The sequence below is a fragment of the Intestinibacillus sp. NTUH-41-i26 genome, from assembly GCF_032769475.1.
Lineage (GTDB): Bacteria > Bacillota > Clostridia > Oscillospirales > Butyricicoccaceae > Agathobaculum > Agathobaculum ammoniilyticum.
Map to the genome: position 1 here is coordinate 1,560,346 of NZ_CP136477.1, position 22,829 is coordinate 1,583,174.

The following is a 22,829-nucleotide window of genomic DNA, read 5'->3' on the forward strand; positions in this document are numbered from 1 at the left end:
TTTTTTACTACTATTGCGCTTCCAATGCAGTTCTGGATACGGAGCAATACATCAAGCTGCTTTCTGGGGACGGTATCGCACCCACGGAAGAAACTATCGCGGATGGCAGCTACCCTCTGCCTATGTCGTCCTGCGCAAGGACACTCCGGCGGATATGCTTGCCCGACGGCTCGCTTCGTTCATGCTCTCCGAAAACGGCCAGCGCTGTGTTCGAAACGCCGGCTATGGCGCACTCCAATAAGAATAAAAGGGGAAGCACTATCCGGTGCTTCCCTCTTCCTTGTCTGTTTCCTGCTTTCGGCTTGGCTTTACCGAGGCAAGCGGATTTTTTGCCGCCGCTTCCCGCAGGCTGCTGTCCTCAATATGCGTATAGATCATTGTGGTATTGACGCTGGTATGGCCTAAGATATTCTGCAACGTACGGATATCCACCCCGTTTTGGTACATCAGCGTCGCCGCCGTATGGCGCAGCTTATGCGCCGAGTATTTCTGTGTATCCAGCCCCGCCTGCCCTAAATGCTTTTTAACCAGCCATTTAACGGTTTGCACATTGATACGGTTGCGGTTGCGGCTGATAAACAGCGCGTTTTTATCCTTTTCGTGCGGTGTGATACGCTTGGGCAGGTATTGTTCGAGCGCGGCCTTGCACGCCTGGTTGAGATATACCGTGCGCTCCTTGTTTCCTTTACCCAGCACACGCACTGTATCCCCCTGGAAGTCCGTCAGGTTCAGGCCCACCAGTTCTGAAACGCGCAGCCCGCAGTTTAGAAAAAATGTCAGGATGCAATAATCCCGTTCCGCATACTCACCCTGCACGGCTTCGAGCAGGCGGACGCTGTCATCCGTTGTCAGATAAACAGGCAATGTTTTCCGAATGGTTGGGGATTCCAGATTGCTGACCGGATTGCTGTCCAGTAAATGCCGCTTATCCGTCAGGTATCGGAAAAACGCGCGAATCGCCGAAACCTTACGCGCGCGGGAGGTGCCGCTCAGACCAAAATCCGTCGCGGTACTGTTTTGCTGCGTTGGCCGCTCCCCTGACATATATTCCAGATAATCATAGGCATCGGAAAGCGTAACATCCCGCAGGAAATCAATATCAATATCCTCGATCGGGATCTGATCCAGCGGCAGGTCTTTCGGGACCAACCCTTTGTTGTGCTTTAACACCCTAAAAAAAGCCGCAGATCGAGGTAGTATTCATGCGCGGTTTTCGATGATTTTCCCTGTATCGTCGAAATATAGGTGAGAAAATCTCGCAGCACGCGCGGCGCATCCGCAGCGTATTGCGACATGGGCTTTTCCATTGTTCCACTCTCCCTGCTGTGTCATTCTGTTATTATTATATCCTTTCGCATGCCTTGCGTCAAACTTGCAATTTGGTTCGGTTCGCCGTATAATATGTCCAATAAGACTCACAGAAAGAAGGATTGCATATGAAACGCCTGCAAATCGTTCAGGGCGATATCACCAAATGCCAAACGGACGCGATCGTCAATGCGGCCAACACCGCCCTGCTTGGCGGCGGCGGTGTGGATGGCGCGATCCACCGTGCGGCCGGACCGGAGCTGCTCGCGGAATGCCGCACGCTCGGCGGCTGCAAAACCGGAGAGGCAAAGCCAACCAAGGCCTACCGCCTGCCCTGCCGCTATATTATCCATACCCCGGGGCCGATCTGGAATGGCGGAAAATCCGGAGAGGATGCGCTGCTTGCTTCCTGCTACCGCAATTCCTTGGCCGCCGCAGCCGGACTGGGCTGCAAGACTGTTGCCTTTCCCTCCATCAGCACCGGCGTCTATCATTTTCCGGTCGAACGCGCGGCCCGCATCGCAATCGCTGCTATTGGAGACTTCCTCGCCTCCCATCCGGAGATCGAACGCGTCACCATGGTCTGCTTTGACCGCGCGACGCTTGCCGTCTATCAGGACGCATTGGCAGAAGCGGGACAGGCAGATGGCTAAAAATCCAAATCAAAAGCTGAAGCTGCTGTATCTCTGTAAAATCTTGTTGCAAAAGACGGACGAGGGGCATAAGCTCAGCATGGATGAGCTTCTCTCCGCGCTTTCCCGCTGCGGGATTGAAGCGGAGCGGAAAAGCATCTACTCCGATATTGCCGCCCTGCAGGACTTCGGTCTGGATGTCATGCTCCAACGCGGTCCCAACGGCGGGTACTATATTGCGTCCCGTGATTTTGAACTGCCCGAACTCAAGTTGCTGGTGGACGCGATCCAATGCTCCCGATTTATTACGGAAAAGAAATCCAATGAGCTGATCAAAAAAATAGAGGCTCTTGCCAGCGAACCGCAAGCCCGCGCGCTGCAGCGGCAGGTCTATGTTTCCGACCGTGTGAAAACCATGAACGAGAGCATCTATTACAATATTGACACCTTGCACACCGCAGTTTCCGCAGGGGTGCAGATTACGTTCCAATATTTTGAGTGGGCGCTTGACTTTTCCTCCACGCAGCGTATCCGCAAGCGCTATCGCAAGGATGGGGCGCTTTACCAGGTCAGCCCATGGGCATTGACTTGGGATGATGAAAATTATTATCTGGTGGCATACGATCACCCATCGGACTCCATCCGCCACTATCGCGTGGATAAAATGGAGCATATTTCTTTGACTGACAAGCTGCGCGAAGGGCGTCGTCTGTTTCAGGACCGCTTCAACATCGCCGCCTATTCGCGCAAAGTGTTCGGCATGTTTTCCGGCGAGGAAAAAACGGTGCGCCTGCGATGTGAAAACCGGTTTATCGGCGTGCTCCGCGACCGTTTCGGCGCAGAACTGATGGTACAAAAAGCGGATGAAGCGCATTTTTTCATCCGTGTGGATGTTGCGGTCAGTCCGCAGTTTTTTTCTTGGGTGTTTGGCCTGGGCGGTGCGGTACAGATCGTCGAGCCCGAGGAGGTACGCGCCGCTTTTCAACACCAATTACAAGCCATGCTTGAGTAAGTCCTGATTATCGGACTCTTTTCTTGGTACAATAAGTACAACAAAGAAAGGAGAACCGAATATGAGCTACTCGATCGAATATGTAAACGGACACATCGAGGTATACGACGATACCGGCGCGTTTCTGTTTTCCGCCGATACCAAGCAGGAAGCGCTGGAAGAGCTGGCAGGAGCCGCTTAACTACAATATACCCGAAAACAGGGCTGCGGAATATTTCCGCAGCCCTGTTTATCAGCTTTCAAAAATATGGTCGGCGTAATGCACGGTCGCCATTGCGTCACGCGCATAGCAGTCCGCGCCGATGGAATCCGCATATTCCTGTGTCAGCACCGCGCCGCCAACCACGATCCTTGCGTCGGGCTTGCGTTCGCGCAGCAGCTGGATTGTTTGCTCCATACTGACGACCGTGGTGGTCATCAACGCGCTCAAGCCCACCAGCGGCACGTTTTCCCTGACCGCTGTGTCGGCAATCGTTTCCGGCGGCACATCTTTTCCAAGGTCGATGACCTGATAACCGTAGTTTTCGAGGAGTACCTTGACGATATTTTTCCCAATATCATGGATATCCCCTTTTACGGTCGCCAGGATGATTCTGCCTTTCACTTCCTGCGGTGCGCCGCGCATCGCGTCCTTGACGACCTCGAACGCGGCTTTTGCCGCCTCCGCACTCATCAGGAGCTGCGGGAGGAATACCGTCCCCTTTTCAAAGCCCTTTCCCACGCGGTCAAGCGCCGGAATCAGCTCGTTGTTCACCAACTCCAACGGCGGCACGGTCCGCAGCAGGTCCCGCGCCGCTTCCGCAGCGCGCTCACGAAGGCCGCGTTCCACACTCTCGTCCAGCGCCATGACCGCCCCTGCTGAAGCCGGCAAGGCCGCCTGCTGATTTCCATACGCTGCGATAAAGCCCGCGCACTGTTCATCCTGCCCGCTCAAGGCAAGGAAAGACCGGTAGGAACACATCATCGATTCGGCGTTTGGATTGATGATCGCGCAAGATAACCCGTTCTGCAGCGCCATGGTAAAGAAATTAGCATTGATAATTTCCCGCTGCGGCAGTCCGAACGAGATATTGGACACACCAAGTATCGTATGCCCACCCAGTTCGTCGCGAATCCGGCGCAGCGTTTCCAATGTAACAAGCGCTGAGCCGCTGTCAGAGGAAATCGTCATCGCCAGACCGTCGATCACAATGTCTTCCTTTGCAATCCCGTAGAACGCGGCTGTCTCATATATCTTTTTGGCTATCTGCACGCGCCCTTCTGCGGTATAGGGAATGCCGTTTTCATCGAGCGCAAGACCGACCACCACGCCGCCGTATTTTTTCACCAGCGGAAACACTGCCTCCATGCTCTCCCGTTTTCCGCTGACCGAATTAATCATTGGCTTGCCGTTATACAGCCGCATGCCGCGCTCCATCGCCTCAACGCTTGAGGTATCGATCTGCAGCGGCAGCGCGATTACGCTCTGCAGTCGGGTCACCACCTGTGCCATCATAGCCGGCTCGTCGATCTCCGGCAGGCCGACGTTGACATCCAGAATATGCGCGCCGCTGTCCTCCTGCGCCATCCCTTCAGAAAGGATATATTCAATGTTATTTTCCCGCAGCGCTGCCTTGAATTTGCTTTTTCCGGTCGGGTTGATCCGCTCCCCGATAATGACCGGTTTACCGCCAATCTCGACCGCCTGGGAGAAGGAGGAAACGACTGTGCGGTGCTTCCTGACCGCGGGGGCAAAGCTTTTTGTCCTGCAGGCGGCGATCATTTTTCGGATATGCTCCGGCGTGGTGCCGCAGCAACCGCCGAGCAGGTGTACCCCCATCTCTGCGATTTCCCCCATCAGGCGGGCGAATTCATCCGCGTTGATGTCAAATACAGTCCTGCCGTTTTCGCTGCGCGGCAGGCCTGCATTGGGGTTGACAATAATGGGAAGTGAACTGACCTCGGTCAGCCGCTTTATAATCGGCTGCATTTGCTTTGGTCCAAGCCCGCAGTTAACGCCGAGCGCATCCACTCCCAGGCCCTCCAGCATGGCCGCTGTGGAATCCACCGTACCGCCGGTGAGCAGCTTGCCTTTCTCGTCAAAAATCATTGTTGCAAGCACTGGCAGCCGACAGTTTTCCTTTGCCGCAAGCACGGCGGCCTTGGCCTCATAGCTGTCGCTCATTGTTTCAATCAAAACAAGATCGGCGCCGGCGGCAGCGCCGATACGCACGACTTCCCCAAACAATTCAACTGCGCGCTCGAACGGCAGGTCGCCCATCGGCTGCAGTAGCCGGCCGGTTGGTCCGATATCAAGCGCGATATAGGCGTCCTCCCGTCCGGTGCGCCGCCTTGCTTCTTTGGCATGCGCTACTGCCGCCTGCACAATCCGACGCAGGTTATGCGGATATTTAAGAGCATTCGCACCGAAGGTATTGGTGTTGACGATATCGCTGCCCGCCTCGAAATAGCCGCAATGCAGCGATATGATTTCTTCCGGATGCGTCAGGTTCCAGGTTTCCGGTAGTTCCCCTGCCGCAAGGCCGCGTTCCTGGAGGATCGTGCCTGTGCCGCCGTCAAAAAACAACCATTCTTTCCCTAAGCGTTCTTTCAGTTCCATTATTCCTTATCTCCTAAAAGCGCAGTCTGTTTTTCCGCATTCCTCGCAGCCCTTTCGGTGGCAGGGCTGCGGCGTGGCGGACAGCCCGATCACCGCGGTCACCGATTTGATCGGCGCTAGCAGGCAGCTTTCGGTTACCGTCAGCCCGATCTTTCGCGGCGTATCCAGCAGACGGCTCAAATCCCGCTGGTGACCGATGTCAAAATCGCCGTACCCGGGGCTGAAGCGCGGCCGGCAGTACAGGCCGTAGTTGCCGGCTTTCCGACGCAGCATATCGTTCACTTCCTCGCAATAAGCCTCAATCATCGCGGCGGCGACAGCTTGATAAATCACCGCGTCGCTCATGCGCACGGCAGATGCACGGGCAATCAGCCGGTCCGCCCCTATCCCCAGCGTTGCCGCCATCAGGTAAACGTCCGTGCAGTCTTTCAGGTTGCGCGCCAAGTGATTGCTGTGAATTGCAACGCCCGCCACATCCAGCATATTCTCAGCCGGATGGCGCAGCGGGAACCGCCGGAATACGGATTGGGGCTGGATGACGTCCTGCAATCCCTCCGCGCAGCGGACAAGGCTTTCCTCCACCGCCGCATCCGGTTCGGTTCCGCGGTAGCCCAAATATCGAAGCGCTTCGCTGCGGTCGAACGTAATCACTTGAGGATCTCCGACAGGCTTGCCTGGATCTCCGCAGCGATCTCTGGCTTGTTCATCGAGTAAACATGGATATGGTTTACTCCATTGGCGATCAGGTCAATGATTTGTTCGGTGGCATAAATCACACCCGCCTGCTTCATCGCCGCTGGATTGTCGCCAAAGCGGTCGACGATCGCCTTAAAGCGTTCGGGCAGATAAGTACCAGACATTGCGGTGATACGCTTGATCTGTTTTACATTCGTTACCGGCATGATGCCCGCGACCACCGGTACGGTGATCCCCTTTTCGCGGATCCGGTACAGGAAATTATACAGGATATTGTTATCAAAAAACATCTGGGTCGTCAAAAATTCGCAGCCCGCCTCCACCTTTTCCTTGAGTCGGAGAATATCCTCGGTTTTGTTGGACGCCTCGACATGCCCTTCCGGATAGCACGCGCCGCCCACGCAAAAATCTCCCTGCTCCTTGATATCGCACACCAGTTCGGCCGCGAAACGGTAATCGTTTGCAGGGGCGCCGCCTGCCGGAATATCGCCGCGCAGCGCAAGCACATTTTCAAGGCCATGCGCCTTGAACGCTTCCAGCATAGAGGATACATGCGCTTTCGTCGAGGATACGCAGGTCAGATGCGTCAATACGGTAACGCCGTATTTTTTATGCAAATCAGATGCGATATGTACTGTATGCTCGCTCGTACCGCCGCCCGCGCCATAGGTCACACTCATAAAGTCCGGCCGCAGTGCCGCGATCTCCTGCGTGGCCTGCGCAACCGATTCATAGCTGCTGCCGTTCTTTGGAGGAAACACTTCAAAGGACAGCGTCACCTTGTCCTGCTTTAAGATGTCAGATATTTTCATGTCGGTTATCTCCTACAGTTTTGCTTTTCATTTAGTATAGCATAAATCCCGTCTTTATTTCCAGACCAAAATACGCTATAATATACTTCATTGGAGGGGTAAATTTGACAGGTCTGCTCAAACACTGTACATTATGCCCGCGCGCCTGCGGTGCCGACCGGACACGCACACGCGGCCTGTGCGGCGCCGGCGCGCAGGTGGAGGCCTCCCGCGCTTCGCTGCACCTGTGGGAGGAACCGCCGATCTCCGGCACGCACGGCTCCGGCACGGTATTTTTTACCCATTGTTCCCTGGGCTGTGTGTTCTGCCAAAACCGCCAGATCAGCCGCCGCGCGGCGAGCGGCACGACCGTTTCTATAGCCGAGCTGGCAAAAACCTTTCTTTCGCTTCAGAACAAAGGCGCGCACAACATCAACCTGGTCACCGGCGCGCACTATGCGCCACAGGTCATCGAGGCGCTGGCACAGGCCAGGCTGCTTGGGCTGAATATCCCTATTGTTTACAATTCCAGCGGCTATGAAAGCGAGGATACGCTCGCCCTGCTCGACGGATGGATCGATATTTACTTGCCGGATTATAAATATTACAGCAGCTATTATGCTGCGCGCTATTCCCATGCAGAGGACTACCGTGAAACCGCTGTTGACGCGATTGCGGAAATGGTACGGCAGAGCGGGCCGCCCCAGTATGATGCCAACGGTCTGCTCCTTCGCGGAACAATTATCCGGCATTTGATGCTGCCGGGGCTTGCCGGCGATACCGCCCAGGTGCTTCGTGATATCGCGGTCCGATTCAGCGATACTGTACTGGTGAGCCTGATGCGGCAGTATACGCCGTTTGACATGGAGTGTTGGCCCGAACTGAACCGCACGGTCACGGACCAAGAGTATGAGGATGCCTGCACGCTGTTCCGCTCGCTCGGGCTGAGCGGCTTTTTTCAGCAGGAGCAAGCAGTTGGAGAGAGCTTTATTCCTGCGTTTGACGGAAGTGGATTGGAGGAAGAAAAATGAAAACCGTACTCGCCATCGCCGGCACCGATCCCACCGGCGGCGCCGGTATCCAGACCGATTTGAAAACAATCGAGGCGTACGGCCTGTATGGTATGGCCGTTATCACGGTCGTGATCGCACAGAATACAACAGGCGTTTTTGATATGCAGCCTGTTTCCGCAGCGCTTGTCGCCAAACAGATCGACTGCGTTTTTGAGGATATCCGTCCGGACTCCGTAAAGCTGGGTATGTTGTATGATACCAATATCATCCGCACGGTGGCGGAGCGGCTGCGCGCCTACCATGCTGAAAACATCGTGCTCGACCCTGTGATGCTTTCTTCCAGCGGAAGCGCGCTACTGCGCCCTGACGCCGCCAAAACGCTTTTGGACGAGTTGTTCCCCCTGTGCGCGCTCGTTACTCCCAATCTGCAGGAAGCGGCCGCGATATGCGGCCATACCATCCGCAGCCGTGCGGACATGGAACAGGCCGCGCAGGCGATCGCCCCCTTGACCCAAGGCTCTGTGATGGTCAAGGGCGGGCATCTGCGGGACTGTGCCGACGACCTTCTGTTTGCGGACGGCCAGCTCCACTGGCTGTCTGCGCCCCGCATCGATAATCCCAATACCCACGGCACCGGCTGCACGCTCTCCTCCGCAATTGCCTGCGGGCTGGCGCAGGGAATCCCCCTGGCCGACAGCGTTAAACGCGCCAAACGCTATCTGACCGCCTGTATCCGCTATGGCCTGGCGCTGGGGCATGGCTCCGGTCCACTGCAGCACAAGGTGGATTGGGACAAATAGAATAAGCCCTGACCCGTTCGGGTCAGGGCTTTTGATTTTACAGCAGCATCTCCAACGGCGCGTCGCAATAGGGACAACGGCTGCCGGGTGTACCTTCCAGCGGAAGGTATGGTTCGGTCTTGGTGATACATTTGTGGTTGGAGCAACGGACGCCGTGCGCGCCGATCTCCTGATGTCCTGCACGGATGAATGGCAATTTGGAAAGCGTCAGCAACAACGCCATACGGCCGAACATCCCAAACCTCGCCTGACGAAAATAAACCGCACGCGGATCCTCGTCCACGTCCTGCGCGATCTCGTCCACACGTGGCAGCGGGTGGAGCACCAGCATGTCCTTTTTGGCGCGCTTCATTTTTTCCGCAGTCAATTGGTAGCTGCCTTCCAGGTTTTTATATTCCTGCGCAGTCACAAAGCGCTCGCGCTGGATACGGGTCATATAAAGCACGTCGAGTTCCGGCAGGACTTCGTCAATACTGTTCACTTCGCAATACGGCATGCTGTGATCGTTCAGGAAGCGAATCATATAGTCGGGCAGCTTAAGCGCTTCCGGTGCAATCAGATAAACCTGCACATTATGGTAGCGCTCCAGAAAATGCAGCAGCGAATGGACCGTGCGCCCATATTTCAGGTCCCCGCACAGGCCGATTTTCATATCATCCGCCGAGCCGCGCAGACGCAGGATCGTCACCATGTCGGTCAAAGTCTGTGTGGGATGCAGATGTCCCCCGTCGCCGGCATTGATCACGGGAACCGAAGAGTACATCGAAGCCGCTTTCGCCGCACCTTCGCGCGGGTTGCGCATGACAATCAGGTCCGCATAGCTGGATACCATGCTGATCGTGTCTTTCAGCGTCTCCCCCTTTGCCGTGGAGGAGGAGCCAGGATCGGAAAAGCCAACCACACTGCCGCCCAACCGCATCATCGCTGTTGAAAACGACAGGTTTGTCCGTGTCGACGGTTCGTAAAACAGGCTGCCCAGCACCTTGCCGCGGCAGGCATCCGTATAGCCTTCCGGACGATCGATTATATTTGTTGTCAGTTTATACAGATCAGCGAACTCTTTTTCTGTTAAATCGCTGAGATCAATGATATGGCGCATGGTTTTCAACCTTTCCTCATGTCTGTTTTCCCTATCCATTTTAACACAGGGGGATTTGAAAGGAAAGGCCTATTTCAGGATTGCGTCGATCGGGTCGAGCCGTGCCGCCCGAATGGCTGGCAGCAGGCCTGCCACCGCTCCGCAGACGAGGGAAAGGAGCAGGATCGCCGCAGACAGCATCCAGCCCGGCAGTAAAACAGTACCACCGAACAACAGCAGCAGGCAAACCGATCCCCAGCCGCAGACGCCGCCAAAAGCGCACAGCAGAGCGGATTGCAGCAAAAACAGACGCCGGATATCACGCGGCTGCGCCCCCAGCGCCAAAAACACACCGATCTCCCCTGTTTTTTCGTGCGTCGCGGCCAGCATGCTGCATAATACGCCGATCAATGCCACACATAATGTGATCCCACCCACAACAAGGAACAGCAGGATGCACAGGTTGGCCATTTGCTCCACCGCGTCCACCATGCCCGACATATTTTGTACCCGCACGGTCCCGTCCACCTTTCCCCGATCGGTCAGGTAGCCGGATATCCGGCTACTGACATGGGACAGGTCCGCTTCCGCAGCGCATTGGACAAACACTTGATCCGCATTCTCCTGTCGTGATGCCAGATACGCATAAGGAATGTAGATCAGGTGCGGCGCAAAGGAGGAAAGCGCGCCGCCCAGCGCGCTTGTCTGTGCCCGAACAACGCCGCAGACCGTAAAATATTGCTCCGCTCCGTCCAAACGGACTCGCACGGTGCGCCCTACAATGTTGGCGCGCCCATAAAGCGCCTGCGCCAGATCGTCCCCAACGACTGCCACCGGCTGGCCGGACGCGGCCTGACGCTCCGTAAACAAGCTGCCGAAAAGCACCTCCAGCCGCATCACATCCCCGAGGCGCTCATCCGCGCCGAGAAACACAGCGTTCTCGCTCACATATCCCGCGCGGATCGTTCCTGTTTTGGCCTTGATCGGCATTACCTGCTCAATCTCCTCCACCGCCTGTCCCATCTGATCGGCCAGCTCGGCGGACAGCGGATTGCCGGAACCGTGGTTGTCCAGATAAACGGTCAGCCCGCTCACGCCAAGCGTCTGTAGCGTCACATCTACCTGCGTTTTGCCAAACAGCCCGATCGAGGCGATCAGGAGCAAGGCGCCGGTGCCAACCGCAACCGATAAGGCGCATAGTCCGGTGCGCAAGGGGTTTTCCCGCAGATTTCCAAGGGCCAGCCGAAATAAATCGACAAGCCTCATGCCGCCACCTCGACCGGTGTACCGTCCGTCAGGTCGTCCGACGGCGAGAGGATCACAAGCTCTCCGGCCGTTAGCCCCTCGGTGATCTCCGTGACTTCCTCCAACAGATAACCTGTCGTGACCGCTTTTTGCACTGCCCTGCCATCCTGCACACAGAATACATATTCCTGTTTGCCGCGTTGGCATACCGCTTCATAGGGTACGGCAACCGCCTGTGGATGATAGTCGGTAAATATTTTAGCCGTAACGGAGTAGCCGGGCCGCAGTCCTTCGGTGCTTCCCCGCAACGGCAGCACCGCTTCCACCGTGGCCTCCCCGCTCTCTCCTGTCAAGCTAACCGTGCGGACCGCAACCGGTGATATTGAAGCGACCGATGCGCTGTACACCCGTTCCCCGGCAGCGGACGCTGTAATGTTCGCCATCTGGCCGCGCTGCAGATTGCCTGCATAGACCTCGGGGGTGCGCACCCGAACCTGCATATTGTTCAGGTCCGCGATCTGCACGCAGGGTACCTCCGACCACACCTGTTCATTCTCCATCGGAAGCGTAAGAACCGTCCCTGAAACAGGCGCCCGTATCGCATCCCGCTCCTCCGCGGCCACCGTCTGATCGGATGATTCGGAAAAAGATTTCCAAACGCTCTGGAGGCTTGATGCCTCCAGCTCCTTGCCTTCCCTCGGCACAAGCGAACAAAGGATGTCTCCAGCCTCTACGGAATCACCTACCGCAGCGTATACCGCTGTTATCACCGCGTTTTCATAGGGACATACCGCAACACTGTCGGCCGCTTCCACAATACCCTGTACGGTGATGCTGTTGTAAATATCCTGTGCGGAAGCGACCGCCGTCTGTACGGCTGCCGGCTTCGGCGCGCGGAAAAAGCAGGCCACCCCCAGCATTACCGATAGCACCACCGCAGTCATAGCTAAAACAATACGCGCTTGTTTTTCCATAAAATAACCGACCTCCCGCCGCAGACTACTGATAGTCTGCGGCAAAAAGGTCGGATTTACTCTCGTATTTTTTGTAGTAATTTGCAGTTTTATAATACCGCGCGAATCGCATCGGCGGCCGTGCGCACCCGCACGATATTCATTTTTTTCGTCAACGTCTCGTCGATGTCCTGCATCGGCATGATGCAGGTATGGAAGCCAAGCCGGTACGCTTCGTTGATCCGCTGCGCCGCGCCCGACACCGCGCGCAGCTCGCCGGTAAGCCCGATCTCCCCAAAGCCCATTACCCCTTCCGGCAGGGGCTTGTCCCGAAAGCTGGACGCAATCGCCAGAACCATGGGCAGGTCAACCGCAGGCTCGTCCAGGCGCATGCCGCCGACCACATTGACATATACATCCGAGGACGAAAGGAAAAAGCCGCAGCGCTTTTCTAGAATCGCCAGCAGCAGAACCATCCGGTTATAGTCCACCCCAGCCGCCGTGCGCCGCGGCACGCCGAACTGTGTTTTTGCCGCGAGCGCCTGCACCTCGGCAAGCAGAGGACGGCTGCCCTCCATCACACAGGCGATACAGTTACCGGAGGCACCCTGTGGGTGTCCGGCCAGCATGGCCGCCGAAGGATTGTTAACCTCCAGCAGGCCATGGTCGCTCATCTCAAATACACCGATTTCGTTGGTGGAGCCGTAACGGTTCTTTGCCGCGCGCAGACAGCGAAACGGCCCTGTCGTTTCTCCCTCAAAATACAGCACGCAGTCCACCATATGCTCTAAAATTTTGGGCCCCGCCAGTGTTCCCTCTTTGTTGACATGGCCGACGATAAAAATAGTCACATTTTTATTTTTGGCGTACTGCATCAGGCTCATCGCACATTCCTTGATCTGCGTTGTACCACCCGGCGCGGCGGTCAGATCCCGTTTATAAACGGTCTGGATCGAGTCCACGATCAGGATATCCGGTTCCATCTGCTCAGTTTCCTGGATGATCTGCTCCATATCCGTTTCGGACAGAATGTATAGCTCCGGCGAGGAAATCTGTAGTCGCGCCGCGCGCAGCTTGATCTGCCGAAGGGATTCCTCACCCGATACATACAACACCTTGGCGTTCCGGCACATCTCCTGGCACATCTGCAGCAAGAGCGTGGATTTGCCGATCCCCGGTTCGCCGCCGACCAAAACAAAGGAGCCATGTACCGCGCCGCCGCCCAAAACGCGGTCGAGTTCCCCGATACCGGAATGGAACCGCGCCTCATCCCCGCTTTCAATCTCGCTGAGCGGCACCGGCCGCGATGCGCCGCGCGGGAAGCTGTTGGTCCCGCGGGCCGCTGATTCCGGCTGTATTTTGAACTCGCTCATTGTGTTCCAGGCGCCGCACGAAGGGCATTTCCCGAACCATTTCGGGCTTTCATAGCCACAATCGCTGCACAAATAAACCGATTTTTGCTTCATAATTCCTCCGTCAGTCGCCATTTGCATATTGTAGGTATCCGCGCAATATGCAGGCGGCAAGTTTTTTATGGTAGTCCGGATCGTTCAGCTTCATTTCCTCTTCCGCATTGGATAAAAACCCGCATTCGACGATCACCGCCGGACAGGTGAGTTTTTTCATCAAATAGATCGAGCTTTCCGCCTGCTTGGCCTGACGCCGGTTTTCCGGATCGCAGCCATAAATCAGGCTATTCTGCAGATATTCCGCCAGAACGCGGCCGCCCGCATGGTTGGCGGAATAAAACACCTGCGCCCCATGGTATTGCGGGTCGCTGAACTTGTTCAGATGGATGCTGAGAAAGATCGGATTTGCCGCCTGCTGCACGATCTGCTCCCGCGCCTTGATATCCGAAATTTTATTTTCCCTCACCGGTCGGGAGGGGTCGTAATCCAAGGCGTTCGTATCCGGCCGTGTCATCACTGCCTGCACACCGAAAAAACCGGCCAAGCCATACAGCCGTTGCGCAATGCTTAAATTGATGTCCTGTTCGGCGGTGCCGTTCGACCCAACCGCACCGCCGTCAAAACCGCCGTGTCCCGCATCGATCACCAGTGTGCGGGAGGCGCGGCTTTCCGCTATTGTCTGCACAATACCGCTGCTGTGAACTGCGGTCAGGCCGGCCAGCAATCCAACCATTACGCAAAGCACCATTCTTTTTCCCATCTTGATCTGCATCGCGCGCACCTCCGTGCTCCAAACATATGCGCGACGTGCTTTTATTATAATCCACTTCATAGCACGGTGCAATAAAATCGTTGTTGCCGGCACAAAATCATGCTATGATAAAATTATAAAAATGGAGGGATATGGGTTATGAACAAGCTTCTTGCAGTGATCGATTATCAAAATGACTTTGTGACCGGCTCGCTCGGCTTTGACGGGGCCGCCGCGATCGATGGTGGGATCGCCCACCAGGCCCAGGCTTATCTGGCGCAGGGGGATCACGTCTTATTCACCTATGACACCCATGACGACCTGTATTTGGAGACGCGGGAAGGACGCGCGCTGCCCATTCCCCACTGCAATCCAAAAGAACAGGGCTGGCGCCTTTACGGGAAAACGCAGGAGTTATGCTGTGAGACCTGTGCCAATCATCAAATTCACAACATCTGCAAGCACACCTTTGGCATGCCGCCGTCAGAGCTTACCAAGCTGGGAAGTGAGCTTCCCGATTTGAAGGAGATCATGGTCGTAGGTGTTGTGACGAACATGTGCGTCATTTCCAATGCCGCGCTCCTGCAGGCGCAATGGCCGGAAGCCCAGATTATCGTGGACGCTTCCCTGTGCCGCAGCTTTGACCCTGTCCTGCATGAAAAGGCGCTCGATGTGATGCAGGGGCTGCAAATGACCGTAATCAACCGCTGAAAAGAGGGACCGTTTAGGCGGTCCCTCTTTTTTCCCTTTAATCGATCTCCCATACAGTGATACGGCCGTAGTCGTCCACAATTTCCAGTTCTACCGTCAGCGTCTCCAACGGTTCCCTGACCGTCCAGTCCGGCTTCGCATACAGGTAGATTTCATGTAGCATATGGAGCGCTAACTCCTCCTCCGTTGCGTTAACCATTACGCCCATGCGTTCGAGTTCCTCATCCCCTTTGCGCAGAACGAGCGCCGCGCTCTGAGGTGCAACACGCATGGACGGAGCAAGGGAATACACTTGAATTTCCAAATACCCCGACACATGTGTCCCGCCCCAATCGGATGCAATACCTCCGGTTTGCCATCTCGAACTGAATTGCAGCGTATATGCGTCCTCCACGCCTGTCAAATGATCCACCAAAATATTACGGACCATGCCGCTTTCTTCATCTGTTAGCACCAGATAAACCGAAAACGCATCCCGCATGGGGATTTCCGTATCGCCGGAATAAGCGTTGTCCTGGCCCAACAGCGCACTGCAGGTCCAGCTTGATGAACCGCTTTGGATGGAGAACTTCGCGGTTTCATTTTCCGGATGCAGTTCTTTCGGCCGGGCATAAATTGACACATGCAGCATCTCCGCTGTCTGTGCGTTCGGGTCATACTGCAAATCATAGGATACATCGAAATCTGCCAGCGCGCTTTCCTCCTGCGCGCCGGACTGCGGGATATAAACGGTATCCGTCCGTTCCGGTATGGCATTGACCTGCGCCTGCAGCGCCTCCACGCGCTCCTGCAGGCGTCCAATCCATATGAGGGACACAAGATTGCACAAAGCCCCTGCCAGAGCAAGCAGCACAGCCGCGATGGCAAACCACCTGATTTTCCCTGTCAGCACCGGCCGCTTCAGAGGGACGCCTGGGGATGCTGCGTTTTCCGGTTCTGCGGATTCACTTTCCGGCAGTCTGCTGTCCGGACGCAGAATCGCATCGACCGGCACGCCAAATATCCGCCCCAGCTCCACCAGATTATCCATACCCGGCACTGCCTGATCCGCTTCCCATTTGGATACCGCCTGGCGCGATATCCCCAGTTGGTCCGCCAGCGCCTCCTGGCTCATGCCTGCCTTCCGGCGCAGGGCTGCTATTTTTTCACCCGTAGTCATTTGATCACCGCCTTTTCTTTATTTCAGGCTACCGCTTTTCCTCTGAAAATGCCACCAACCGGTCGTTTCTTTTTGTCAACCAACGGTTGACATGCGCGAAAGGGACAAATAAAGCCCCGAAAGACGTCTCTTCCGGAGCTTTTTTCAGCCTTATGTAAACCGGTTTATTCTATGCCCTCATTTTCCCCTTCGGAGCGGTTGTTGAAAGCATATTCCGCGCACTTTTCTTTCGCTTCTTCCTCTGTCGCGTAAGGACAGGCACGGACGCGGCCCTCTGTTTCGGAAAACGCTACACAAAGCTTTTCCGTCCCCGTTGCAAAGCGGCGGCGGAACAGGCACCAAAGCTTCTTCATTTGTAATTCTCCCTTTCTTGTCGTCAAACTCTGGTTTAATTATAGCGTGCGTCCAACCGATTGTCAACGAGATTGACAAATAAATATCAATAGCGGTTATTCGCCAAAAAATTCCTCATGAATGGCTTTGACTGCCTTTTCGCTGTCTTCTTCGTTAATCAGGACGGATATCTTGATCTCCGAAGTGGAGATCATACGGATATTGATTCCAGCCATGGCCAGCGCTTCAAACATTTTGGAGGCCACGCCTGCGGAAGACGCCATGCCTGCGCCAACAATGGAAACCTTCGCCACTTTGGTGCTGATCGACACGTCCTCATATCCCAGCATTTCGGCATTGTCCCGCAGGATTTTTCCCACACGGTCCGCATCATCCTGCCGTATGGTAAACGAAATGGATTTTTTATTATCGCGACCGACGGACTGCAGGATAATATCGATATTTACATTATGCTTAGCCATCAGCGAAAACACCTTGAACGCGGTGCCGGGTGTATCGGAAACATTGATAATCGCAACACGGGCGCAGTTATTGTCACGGGCAACCCCCGAAACGTTCATTTTTTCCATGTGAGAACCCTCCTTGACTTTTGTACCCGGATTGCGGGTAAAACTCGAAATGACCTCCAGGTCGACGTTATACTTCTTTGCCATCTCAACGCTTCGGTTGTGCAGGACCTGCGCGCCGAGCGAGGCCAGCTCCAGCATCTCATCATAGGTGATCGCTTCCAGCTTGCGCGCGCCGGGTACGATACGCGGATCGGTCGTGTACACACCGTCCACATCCGTATAAATCTGGCACAGGTCTGCGCCCAGCGTCGCTGCGATCGCAACCGCAGTCGTATCCGATCCGCCGCGGCCGAGCGTTGTCAGGTCGCCCATTTTGTTCAAGCCCTGGAAGCCTGCAACGATGCAAATTTTCCCGTTATCCAATTCCGCCTTCAGCCGGTCGCCCGAAATGCGCTTGATGCGCGCGTCTGAATAATTGCTGTTGGTTTCCAGCCCGATCTGCCAGCCGGTCAGCGAAACCACGGAAAAACCGAGCTTCTGAATCGCCATCGCGAGCAGGGACATGGAAATCATTTCCCCTGTGTTGAGCAGCACATCCATCTCCCGTTTGGAGGGATGGTCGTTCAACTCCGCCGCCTTTGCGATCAGGTCATCCGTTGTGTCGCCCTGCGCGGATACGACGACAACAACCTGGTTGCCCGCCTGTGCCGTTTTCGTCACAATGTCCGCCACGTTTTTCAGACGTTCGGTATTTGCTACCGAGGTTCCGCCAAATTTCTGCACAATAAGACTCATACTTGTTACGTTTCCTCCTTATATCGCCTACCGTCAAAAACGGTCCTGCTTCAAATACGCTTGACTGTCGCGCCGACCTCGTCACAGCGAAGCTGCATCGCATGCCAATGTGGATATTTTTCCGCACACAAGGCCTGCGCGCGCGCGGCGTAGTCACGGTCCCCCTTATAGACCATTGCGATAATAGACGGGCCGGCACCCGAGATAAATGCGCCTAACGCCCCCAGTTCCTTTGCCTCCTGTATGATGTCCTCCCCGTTTTCGATCAGGCCGAACCGGTACGGCTGGTGCAGGCAGTCCCCTGTCGCAACATCCAGATTATCCAGCTTTCCGGTCGTCAGCGAGCCTGCAAGAAGGGCGGCACGCGCTAAATTATAGACCGCGTCATGATGCGCGATCGTCTTGGGCAGCGCGGCGCGCGCTTTTTCCGTTGACAGCTTAAAGTCAGGGATAAACACAATAAAGTCAATGGCGCTGTGTACCGGCACACGCACATGGTGTACATGCCCGTTTTCCAGCAGCGCGACGCAGAAGCCGCCGAGAATCGCCGGTGTGGAATTATCCGGATGCCCTTCGATCGTTGCGGCCAGATCGATCACAGCCTGCCGGTCAAGCGGCTCGCCCAGCATCTCATTCGCTCCCATAATCCCCGCCACTGTGCAGGCAGAGGAAGAACCGAGCCCTCTTGTCTGCGGGATCGCACAGTCTTCGACGATGCGCAGCCCGTTCAGGCTGTAGCCACATTCATCATACACCTTTTTCGCGCATTGGTAAATCAAATTCCGCGAATCCTTAGGAATTAACTGACCGTTTTTATCCGAAATATCAATGTGGTCGCATTCTTCCATCTCGATAATATTATAAAGCTCAAGCGCAATGCCGATGCTGTCATAGCCCGACCCCATATTCGCGCTTGTCGCGGGTACCGTTACCCTTACCATGTGTTTCCCCCCTTAGAGCATGCGCATCGCTGCGCAGACCTTGCCGCAGGCGTTGAGCTGCTGGATTTTTTTCTGCATATCGGCGGTCGCCAGCTTGCTGGTTTTCACAACAACCACGCCGTCAACCGGTTCTGTCACGCTTTCGACCGGCAAAACCGCCTCCATATCTTTCTGGCTGCCCTTGAACCGGACATACCATGCGCTTTGCAGCGTATCCAACGGCCGAAGCAAACAGCGCGAGCCATCCCCCCACATAATACGGCGGCGATGGTCACGGTGTTCCATGCAGTCCATCATATCCGCCACGACTGCGGAGGCTGTCGCCAGCTTGCCGGCTCCTTTTCCGTAGAACATAACCTCCCCCGTGGCGTTGCCGTTAATCATGATTGCGTTGAACACATCCTCCACCGCAGCCAGCGGACTTTCTTTGTGGATCAGGTGCGGCGCAACATACGCATACGCGGTTCCATCCTCGCAGCGTACGGAACGGCCCAGCAGCTTGATCACACAGCCCAGCTTATCCGCGTTAGCCACATCCTCAAGCGTTATTTTCGTGATGCCCTCGCAGGAAACCGCATCCGGATCAAATTTATCCCCAAAAGCCAGGTCGGAAAGAATGCAGATCTTGCGGCAGGCGTCATGCCCTTCAATATCCGCTGTGGGGTCCTTTTCCGCGTAGCCGTTGAGCTGCGCCTGCTTCAACGCGTCCTCAAAAGTGACGCCGTTATGGATCATCTGGGTCAAGATATAATTTGTCGTTCCGTTGAGAATACCACAGATCTCGTCGAACTCATTTGCCGCGAGACACTGCAGCATGGGGCGGATGATTGGGATACCGCCGCCGACCGATGCCTCGAACATATAATTTACACCGTGCGCCTGCGCAATCCGGAGCAATTCCTCCCCTCGGGTCGCGACCAACTCCTTGTTGGAGGTGCAAACGCTCTTGCCGGCCTGCAGACAACGCTTGGTGAACTCATACGCTGCGCCGACGCCACCCATGACCTCAGCTACGACCGAAATCTCCGGATCGTTTTCTATAACAGAAAAATCCGTTACAAATTTATTCCCATACGGCAATGCGGAAAAATCGCGCAGGTCGAGTACATATTTCACCTCAACCGGCACCCCCAGCACGCGGGTGATTTTTTCCGCGTTCATTTCAAATACCTCATATACGCCAGAGCCAACCGTGCCATGGCCCATGATAGCTGCTTTCACCATACGTCATTCTCTTCCTTTCGGCTGTTCTCTTATTCGGATGCTAAAATTTCCACCTTATTTACGCCCTCCAGCGCTTCTGCCCGATGCACCAGTTCTTCGACGGAATATTTCATTTCACCGGTGCGCGCGGCTATCGTGACCGAGGCCTGCCCCCGCATGGGGATGGATTGGTTCACCGTCAGCAGGTTGGCGCCGGACCGCGCCATAAGCCCCAGGATACTCGACAGCATCCCAGGCTGATCATGCAACATGAAATGGAATGTTACGATCCGGTCGGTCGTCGCCTCAAAAAATGGCCGGACGCCATCCTTATATTTGTAATAGGCGCTACGGGACAGTCCTGCTATTTTCGCCGCCTCGCTTGCGGTAGCCGCTTTTCCGGAGGCAATCGCTTCGTTTGCTTCGATCACGCGCTGAAACACCTCGGGCAGTAATGTCCGCTCGACCAGATAATATTTTGGCTTAATCATGCGTTGTCCTCCCTAAAAAGACAGATGTCTTTTTCACGCTTTCCTATCATACCATATGAACCCCTGCAAAGCAAGGGAATATGTGATAAAATTCTTGTTTTTCACAAAATCCTTTTGTATGATTCGACAAAGCTGTATCCGATTTCTTGGCAAATCCAATATGGCTTAATTTCCTAAACTATGATATACTAAAAAAACATGTGAAATTAGAGACGGAGAATCGTACTATGAAACAAAAAAACGAAAATGGAACCTTTACCTCGAAAGTAGGCTTTGTTCTTGCCGCAGTCGGCTCCGCAGTCGGCATGGGAAACATCTGGATGTTTCCATACCGCACAGGGCAGTACGGCGGCGCGGCGTTCCTGATTCCTTACCTGCTGTTTGTCGCTCTGTTTGGATACGTCGGCCTGTCGGGCGAATTTGCGTTCGGCCGTCTGACCGGCACCGGACCGATCGGCTCATATGAGTACGCGATGAAAAGCCGCGGCAAAAAAGGCGGCGCTTTTCTCGGTGCGATCCCGTTGTTCGGGTCGCTCGGCATTGCGATCGGCTACGCCATTATTGTCGGTTGGGTGGTCCGCAGCGCGTTTGGCGCACTGACCGGCACCTTGATGCGCACGGAGCCGGAAGTATTCTTTTCCCAAATGAGCAGCGCGCATTTGTCCAGCGTCCCCTGGCACACGATCGTTGTACTGATGACGGTCGCCATACTGATTTACGGTGTGTCGGGCGGCATCGAAAAAATCAATAAAGTTATGATGCCCGCATTTTTTATCCTGTTTTTGATTATCGCGGTGCGTGTCGCTTTCCTGCCCGGCGCGTTGGATGGTTACCGGTATCTGTTTGTCCCCCAATGGGAGTTCCTTTTGAATCCCAAAACTTGGGTCATGGCGATGGGGCAGGCATTCTTTTCCCTTTCCGTCACGGGCTCCGGTATGATCATCTACGGCAGCTATCTGAGCAAAAAAGAGGATATCGTCCACTCCTCCACAATGACCGCGTTGCTCGATACCTGCGCAGCTATGCTCGCCGGCTTTGCCGTTATCCCATCGGTCTTTGCATTTGGGCTTGATCCTGCATCCGGTCCCAAACTGTTGTTTATCACTCTGCCCCGCGTCTTTCAGCAAATGCCGATGGGGCGGCTGTTTGCTTTCCTGTTTTTCCTTTCCGTCCTTTTTGCCGGCATCACGTCGCTTGCCAACATGCTCGAGGCGGTTTCCGAAGCGGCGCAGACCCGTCTCAAGCTCAAGAGGAAAACCGCTGTTGTGCTTTCCGGCGTTGCAACGCTTGCTGTCGGCCTTCTGATCGAGCAGGAGGCGCTTATGGGCAGATGGATGGATATTATTACGATCTATGTGGTCCCGATCGGCGCGATTCTCGGCGCGGTCATGATTTATTGGGTGCTGGGCGTCAAGGAAATCAAAAAAGAGCTTATGCTTGGTCGGGAAAAAACGCTCAGCCGTGTATTTGATCCTCTCGCAAAATATGTTTATGTTTTCCTGGCAGCGCTCGTCGTCGTATTCAGCTTCCTGATCCCCGGTGGCATTGGCTGACGTTTATTGCGGGGACCATATTGGACAATAAAAGAGCTTCCCCTTAAGGGGAAGCTCTTTTATTCTTCCAGGAAGAAAATACTTTCTACCGGCTGCTCCAATAAGCGGGCAACCTTCATCGCCAATTCCAGGGTCGGGTCATATTTGTTATTTTCCATTGCAACTACGGTCTGGCGCGAAACACCGAGCAGCTTTGCCATATCCTCCTGCCGCAGGCCGTGAGCTTTCCGCAGCGCTTTGATGCCGTTCTTCATATATTTTCACTTATATCATCATAATCCCAATAGCAAGCATCGCTCCCAGCGTACCGACTGCAAGGCTGAATACCAGCACAATCATCAGAGTCTTCCACAGCGGATAGGGCTTATATTCCTCGTCTCCCTCCGTATACCGATGCCGCAGCGCAAGTGTGGCGATCGATTGTGTCAGCACGCCCAGAAGCAGAACGCCGTTGGAAAGCGGTATGCTTTCATTTTTAACAAATACGCTGTAAAATGTACATCCCAGCAAACCAAACAGCATAACCGTGTATGCAATAGAGATTGCTTTGTATTGGATCAGCCGCTCCATCTCGTCCGCTCGCTGCATCCCGGGCTGCAAACCAAGCTTATTGGCCAATGCGGTGAAACGCAGCGGCCGCCTCCTCCCAATCCATATAAACAGCGCAAGAAAGCCAACCAGAAACACTATTGGCAGCGCCATCAAAATATAGCTCTTTGCACCCATATCAAGCTCTCCCTCCCCTTTGCATAGTGTCAAACTTATTTTACATTTTCAGCATACCTCACACTTTTAAAAATGTCAAGAGTTTTTGACTTTTCTCCAC

The 22,829-nt window shown here is 55.0% G+C and carries 24 protein-coding genes; 6 read left to right on the top strand and 18 right to left on the bottom strand.

The genetic code is table 11. From position 1 onward, the window contains the following. Positions 1 to 258: 258 nt before the first annotated feature. Entirely contained in the window at positions 259 to 1,170 is a 912-nt protein-coding gene (locus tag RX717_RS08005) for a tyrosine-type recombinase/integrase (RefSeq protein WP_316960188.1), read from the bottom strand. Further along, complete coding sequence (locus tag RX717_RS08010; RefSeq protein ID WP_316960189.1) at positions 1,164 to 1,307, bottom strand: hypothetical protein; 144 nt, start codon at positions 1,305 to 1,307, stop codon at positions 1,164 to 1,166. The genes RX717_RS08005 and RX717_RS08010 overlap by 7 nt, the downstream gene beginning before the upstream one ends. A 129-nt stretch (positions 1,308 to 1,436) precedes the next feature. Between RX717_RS08010 and RX717_RS08015 the strand changes: the two genes are divergently transcribed. Beyond that, positions 1,437 to 1,961, top strand: coding sequence for an O-acetyl-ADP-ribose deacetylase (locus tag RX717_RS08015; RefSeq protein WP_054325929.1), 525 nt, complete (start codon positions 1,437 to 1,439; stop codon positions 1,959 to 1,961). Then, on the top strand, positions 1,954 to 2,952 hold the full coding sequence (locus RX717_RS08020) for a helix-turn-helix transcriptional regulator (protein WP_107630478.1): 999 nt from the start codon (positions 1,954 to 1,956) through the stop codon (positions 2,950 to 2,952). The genes RX717_RS08015 and RX717_RS08020 overlap by 8 nt, the downstream gene beginning before the upstream one ends. Positions 2,953 to 3,184: 232 nt before the next feature. On the opposite strand, the gene RX717_RS08025 is transcribed toward RX717_RS08020, so the two are convergent. The 3 genes from RX717_RS08025 to metF are packed head-to-tail and all read right to left on the bottom strand — an operon-like array spanning position 3,185 to position 7,059. Then, positions 3,185 to 5,551 (bottom strand): homocysteine S-methyltransferase family protein, encoded by a 2,367-nt coding sequence (locus RX717_RS08025; protein ID WP_107630477.1) that lies wholly within the window; start codon positions 5,549 to 5,551, stop codon positions 3,185 to 3,187. 6 nt (positions 5,552 to 5,557) lie between these two features. After that, positions 5,558 to 6,202, bottom strand: a complete 645-nt coding sequence (locus RX717_RS08030) for a vitamin B12 dependent-methionine synthase activation domain-containing protein (RefSeq protein ID WP_107630476.1) — start codon at positions 6,200 to 6,202, stop codon at positions 5,558 to 5,560. Continuing rightward, positions 6,199 to 7,059, bottom strand: a complete 861-nt coding sequence (gene metF, locus RX717_RS08035; protein WP_054325926.1) for a methylenetetrahydrofolate reductase [NAD(P)H] — start codon at positions 7,057 to 7,059, stop codon at positions 6,199 to 6,201. The genes RX717_RS08030 and metF overlap by 4 nt, the downstream gene beginning before the upstream one ends. A 104-nt stretch (positions 7,060 to 7,163) precedes the next feature. On the opposite strand from metF, the gene RX717_RS08040 reads away from it, so the two are divergent. Together RX717_RS08040 and thiD are read left to right on the top strand one after the other, a co-directional pair. Further along, on the top strand, positions 7,164 to 8,069 hold the full coding sequence (locus RX717_RS08040) for a radical SAM protein (protein ID WP_054325925.1): 906 nt from the start codon (positions 7,164 to 7,166) through the stop codon (positions 8,067 to 8,069). Beyond that, a complete protein-coding gene (gene thiD, locus RX717_RS08045; RefSeq protein WP_054325924.1) occupies positions 8,066 to 8,851 on the top strand; it encodes a bifunctional hydroxymethylpyrimidine kinase/phosphomethylpyrimidine kinase in 786 nt (261 codons plus the stop codon). The genes RX717_RS08040 and thiD overlap by 4 nt, the downstream gene beginning before the upstream one ends. 37 nt (positions 8,852 to 8,888) lie before the next feature. Here thiD and pyrB read toward each other — a convergent pair whose 3' ends face one another. The 5 genes from pyrB to RX717_RS08070 form a co-directional block, all read right to left on the bottom strand. Continuing rightward, positions 8,889 to 9,950, bottom strand: a complete 1,062-nt coding sequence (gene pyrB / locus RX717_RS08050) for an aspartate carbamoyltransferase (protein WP_054325923.1) — start codon at positions 9,948 to 9,950, stop codon at positions 8,889 to 8,891. Between the two features lie 69 nt (positions 9,951 to 10,019). After that, positions 10,020 to 11,195, bottom strand: coding sequence for an ABC transporter permease (locus RX717_RS08055; protein ID WP_107630475.1), 1,176 nt, complete (start codon positions 11,193 to 11,195; stop codon positions 10,020 to 10,022). Continuing rightward, complete coding sequence (locus RX717_RS08060) at positions 11,192 to 12,148, bottom strand: efflux RND transporter periplasmic adaptor subunit (RefSeq protein WP_107630474.1); 957 nt, start codon at positions 12,146 to 12,148, stop codon at positions 11,192 to 11,194. The genes RX717_RS08055 and RX717_RS08060 overlap by 4 nt, the downstream gene beginning before the upstream one ends. Positions 12,149 to 12,237: 89 nt before the next feature. Further along, on the bottom strand, positions 12,238 to 13,593 hold the full coding sequence (gene radA, locus RX717_RS08065) for a DNA repair protein RadA (protein ID WP_107630473.1): 1,356 nt from the start codon (positions 13,591 to 13,593) through the stop codon (positions 12,238 to 12,240). Between the two features lie 10 nt (positions 13,594 to 13,603). Then, positions 13,604 to 14,308, bottom strand: a complete 705-nt coding sequence (locus RX717_RS08070; protein ID WP_159068016.1) for an N-acetylmuramoyl-L-alanine amidase — start codon at positions 14,306 to 14,308, stop codon at positions 13,604 to 13,606. A 138-nt stretch (positions 14,309 to 14,446) separates the two neighbouring features. On the opposite strand from RX717_RS08070, the gene RX717_RS08075 reads away from it, so the two are divergent. After that, positions 14,447 to 14,998: a cysteine hydrolase family protein gene (locus RX717_RS08075; RefSeq protein WP_107630471.1), complete on the top strand. Its 552-nt coding sequence runs from the start codon at positions 14,447 to 14,449 to the stop codon at positions 14,996 to 14,998. A gap of 37 nt (positions 14,999 to 15,035) precedes the next feature. Here RX717_RS08075 and RX717_RS08080 read toward each other — a convergent pair whose 3' ends face one another. From RX717_RS08080 to RX717_RS08105, 6 genes are all read right to left on the bottom strand, one after another. Beyond that, positions 15,036 to 16,157, bottom strand: a complete 1,122-nt coding sequence (locus RX717_RS08080) for a helix-turn-helix domain-containing protein (RefSeq protein WP_054325917.1) — start codon at positions 16,155 to 16,157, stop codon at positions 15,036 to 15,038. A gap of 164 nt (positions 16,158 to 16,321) precedes the next feature. Beyond that, entirely contained in the window at positions 16,322 to 16,510 is a 189-nt protein-coding gene (locus RX717_RS08085; RefSeq protein WP_107630470.1) for a hypothetical protein, read from the bottom strand. 96 nt (positions 16,511 to 16,606) lie between these two features. Then, positions 16,607 to 17,815, bottom strand: a complete 1,209-nt coding sequence (locus RX717_RS08090; RefSeq protein WP_054325916.1) for an aspartate kinase — start codon at positions 17,813 to 17,815, stop codon at positions 16,607 to 16,609. A 50-nt stretch (positions 17,816 to 17,865) separates the two neighbouring features. Then, a complete protein-coding gene (thrB, locus tag RX717_RS08095) occupies positions 17,866 to 18,756 on the bottom strand; it encodes a homoserine kinase (protein ID WP_107630469.1) in 891 nt (296 codons plus the stop codon). Between the two features lie 12 nt (positions 18,757 to 18,768). Then, positions 18,769 to 19,980 carry a homoserine dehydrogenase gene (locus tag RX717_RS08100; RefSeq protein ID WP_107630468.1) on the bottom strand — a complete coding sequence of 404 codons (1,212 nt, stop codon included), beginning with the start codon at positions 19,978 to 19,980 and terminating at the stop codon, positions 18,769 to 18,771. A gap of 29 nt (positions 19,981 to 20,009) precedes the next feature. After that, positions 20,010 to 20,450, bottom strand: a complete 441-nt coding sequence (locus RX717_RS08105; RefSeq protein WP_107630467.1) for an ACT domain-containing protein — start codon at positions 20,448 to 20,450, stop codon at positions 20,010 to 20,012. Between the two features lie 227 nt (positions 20,451 to 20,677). Here RX717_RS08105 and RX717_RS08110 point away from each other — a divergent pair, with 227 nt between their 5' ends. Continuing rightward, positions 20,678 to 22,003 carry a sodium-dependent transporter gene (locus RX717_RS08110; RefSeq protein WP_054325914.1) on the top strand — a complete coding sequence of 442 codons (1,326 nt, stop codon included), beginning with the start codon at positions 20,678 to 20,680 and terminating at the stop codon, positions 22,001 to 22,003. Between the two features lie 59 nt (positions 22,004 to 22,062). On the opposite strand, the gene RX717_RS08115 is transcribed toward RX717_RS08110, so the two are convergent. Together RX717_RS08115 and RX717_RS08120 are read right to left on the bottom strand one after the other, a co-directional pair. Further along, positions 22,063 to 22,257 (bottom strand): helix-turn-helix transcriptional regulator, encoded by a 195-nt coding sequence (locus RX717_RS08115; RefSeq protein WP_054325913.1) that lies wholly within the window; start codon positions 22,255 to 22,257, stop codon positions 22,063 to 22,065. A gap of 10 nt (positions 22,258 to 22,267) precedes the next feature. After that, on the bottom strand, positions 22,268 to 22,729 hold the full coding sequence (locus RX717_RS08120) for a hypothetical protein (protein ID WP_107630465.1): 462 nt from the start codon (positions 22,727 to 22,729) through the stop codon (positions 22,268 to 22,270). Positions 22,730 to 22,829 lie beyond the last annotated feature (100 nt).

Coding starts and splice junctions, on each gene's coding strand:
- RX717_RS08010 (WP_316960189.1), bottom strand. CDS start 1,307: ATGGAAAAGCCCATGTCGCAATACGCTGCGGATGCGCCGCGCGTGCTG.
- RX717_RS08015 (WP_054325929.1), top strand. CDS start 1,437: ATGAAACGCCTGCAAATCGTTCAGGGCGATATCACCAAATGCCAAACG.
- RX717_RS08020 (WP_107630478.1), top strand. CDS start 1,954: ATGGCTAAAAATCCAAATCAAAAGCTGAAGCTGCTGTATCTCTGTAAA.
- RX717_RS08025 (WP_107630477.1), bottom strand. CDS start 5,551: ATGGAACTGAAAGAACGCTTAGGGAAAGAATGGTTGTTTTTTGACGGC.
- metF (WP_054325926.1), bottom strand. CDS start 7,059: ATGAAAATATCTGACATCTTAAAGCAGGACAAGGTGACGCTGTCCTTT.
- thiD (WP_054325924.1), top strand. CDS start 8,066: ATGAAAACCGTACTCGCCATCGCCGGCACCGATCCCACCGGCGGCGCC.
- pyrB (WP_054325923.1), bottom strand. CDS start 9,950: ATGCGCCATATCATTGATCTCAGCGATTTAACAGAAAAAGAGTTCGCT.
- RX717_RS08055 (WP_107630475.1), bottom strand. CDS start 11,195: ATGAGGCTTGTCGATTTATTTCGGCTGGCCCTTGGAAATCTGCGGGAA.
- RX717_RS08060 (WP_107630474.1), bottom strand. CDS start 12,148: ATGGAAAAACAAGCGCGTATTGTTTTAGCTATGACTGCGGTGGTGCTA.
- radA (WP_107630473.1), bottom strand. CDS start 13,593: ATGAAGCAAAAATCGGTTTATTTGTGCAGCGATTGTGGCTATGAAAGC.
- RX717_RS08070 (WP_159068016.1), bottom strand. CDS start 14,308: ATGCAGATCAAGATGGGAAAAAGAATGGTGCTTTGCGTAATGGTTGGA.
- RX717_RS08075 (WP_107630471.1), top strand. CDS start 14,447: ATGAACAAGCTTCTTGCAGTGATCGATTATCAAAATGACTTTGTGACC.
- RX717_RS08080 (WP_054325917.1), bottom strand. CDS start 16,157: ATGACTACGGGTGAAAAAATAGCAGCCCTGCGCCGGAAGGCAGGCATG.
- RX717_RS08085 (WP_107630470.1), bottom strand. CDS start 16,510: ATGAAGAAGCTTTGGTGCCTGTTCCGCCGCCGCTTTGCAACGGGGACG.
- RX717_RS08090 (WP_054325916.1), bottom strand. CDS start 17,815: ATGAGTCTTATTGTGCAGAAATTTGGCGGAACCTCGGTAGCAAATACC.
- thrB (WP_107630469.1), bottom strand. CDS start 18,756: ATGGTAAGGGTAACGGTACCCGCGACAAGCGCGAATATGGGGTCGGGC.
- RX717_RS08100 (WP_107630468.1), bottom strand. CDS start 19,980: ATGGTGAAAGCAGCTATCATGGGCCATGGCACGGTTGGCTCTGGCGTA.
- RX717_RS08105 (WP_107630467.1), bottom strand. CDS start 20,450: ATGATTAAGCCAAAATATTATCTGGTCGAGCGGACATTACTGCCCGAG.
- RX717_RS08110 (WP_054325914.1), top strand. CDS start 20,678: ATGAAACAAAAAAACGAAAATGGAACCTTTACCTCGAAAGTAGGCTTT.
- RX717_RS08115 (WP_054325913.1), bottom strand. CDS start 22,257: ATGAAGAACGGCATCAAAGCGCTGCGGAAAGCTCACGGCCTGCGGCAG.
- RX717_RS08120 (WP_107630465.1), bottom strand. CDS start 22,729: ATGGGTGCAAAGAGCTATATTTTGATGGCGCTGCCAATAGTGTTTCTG.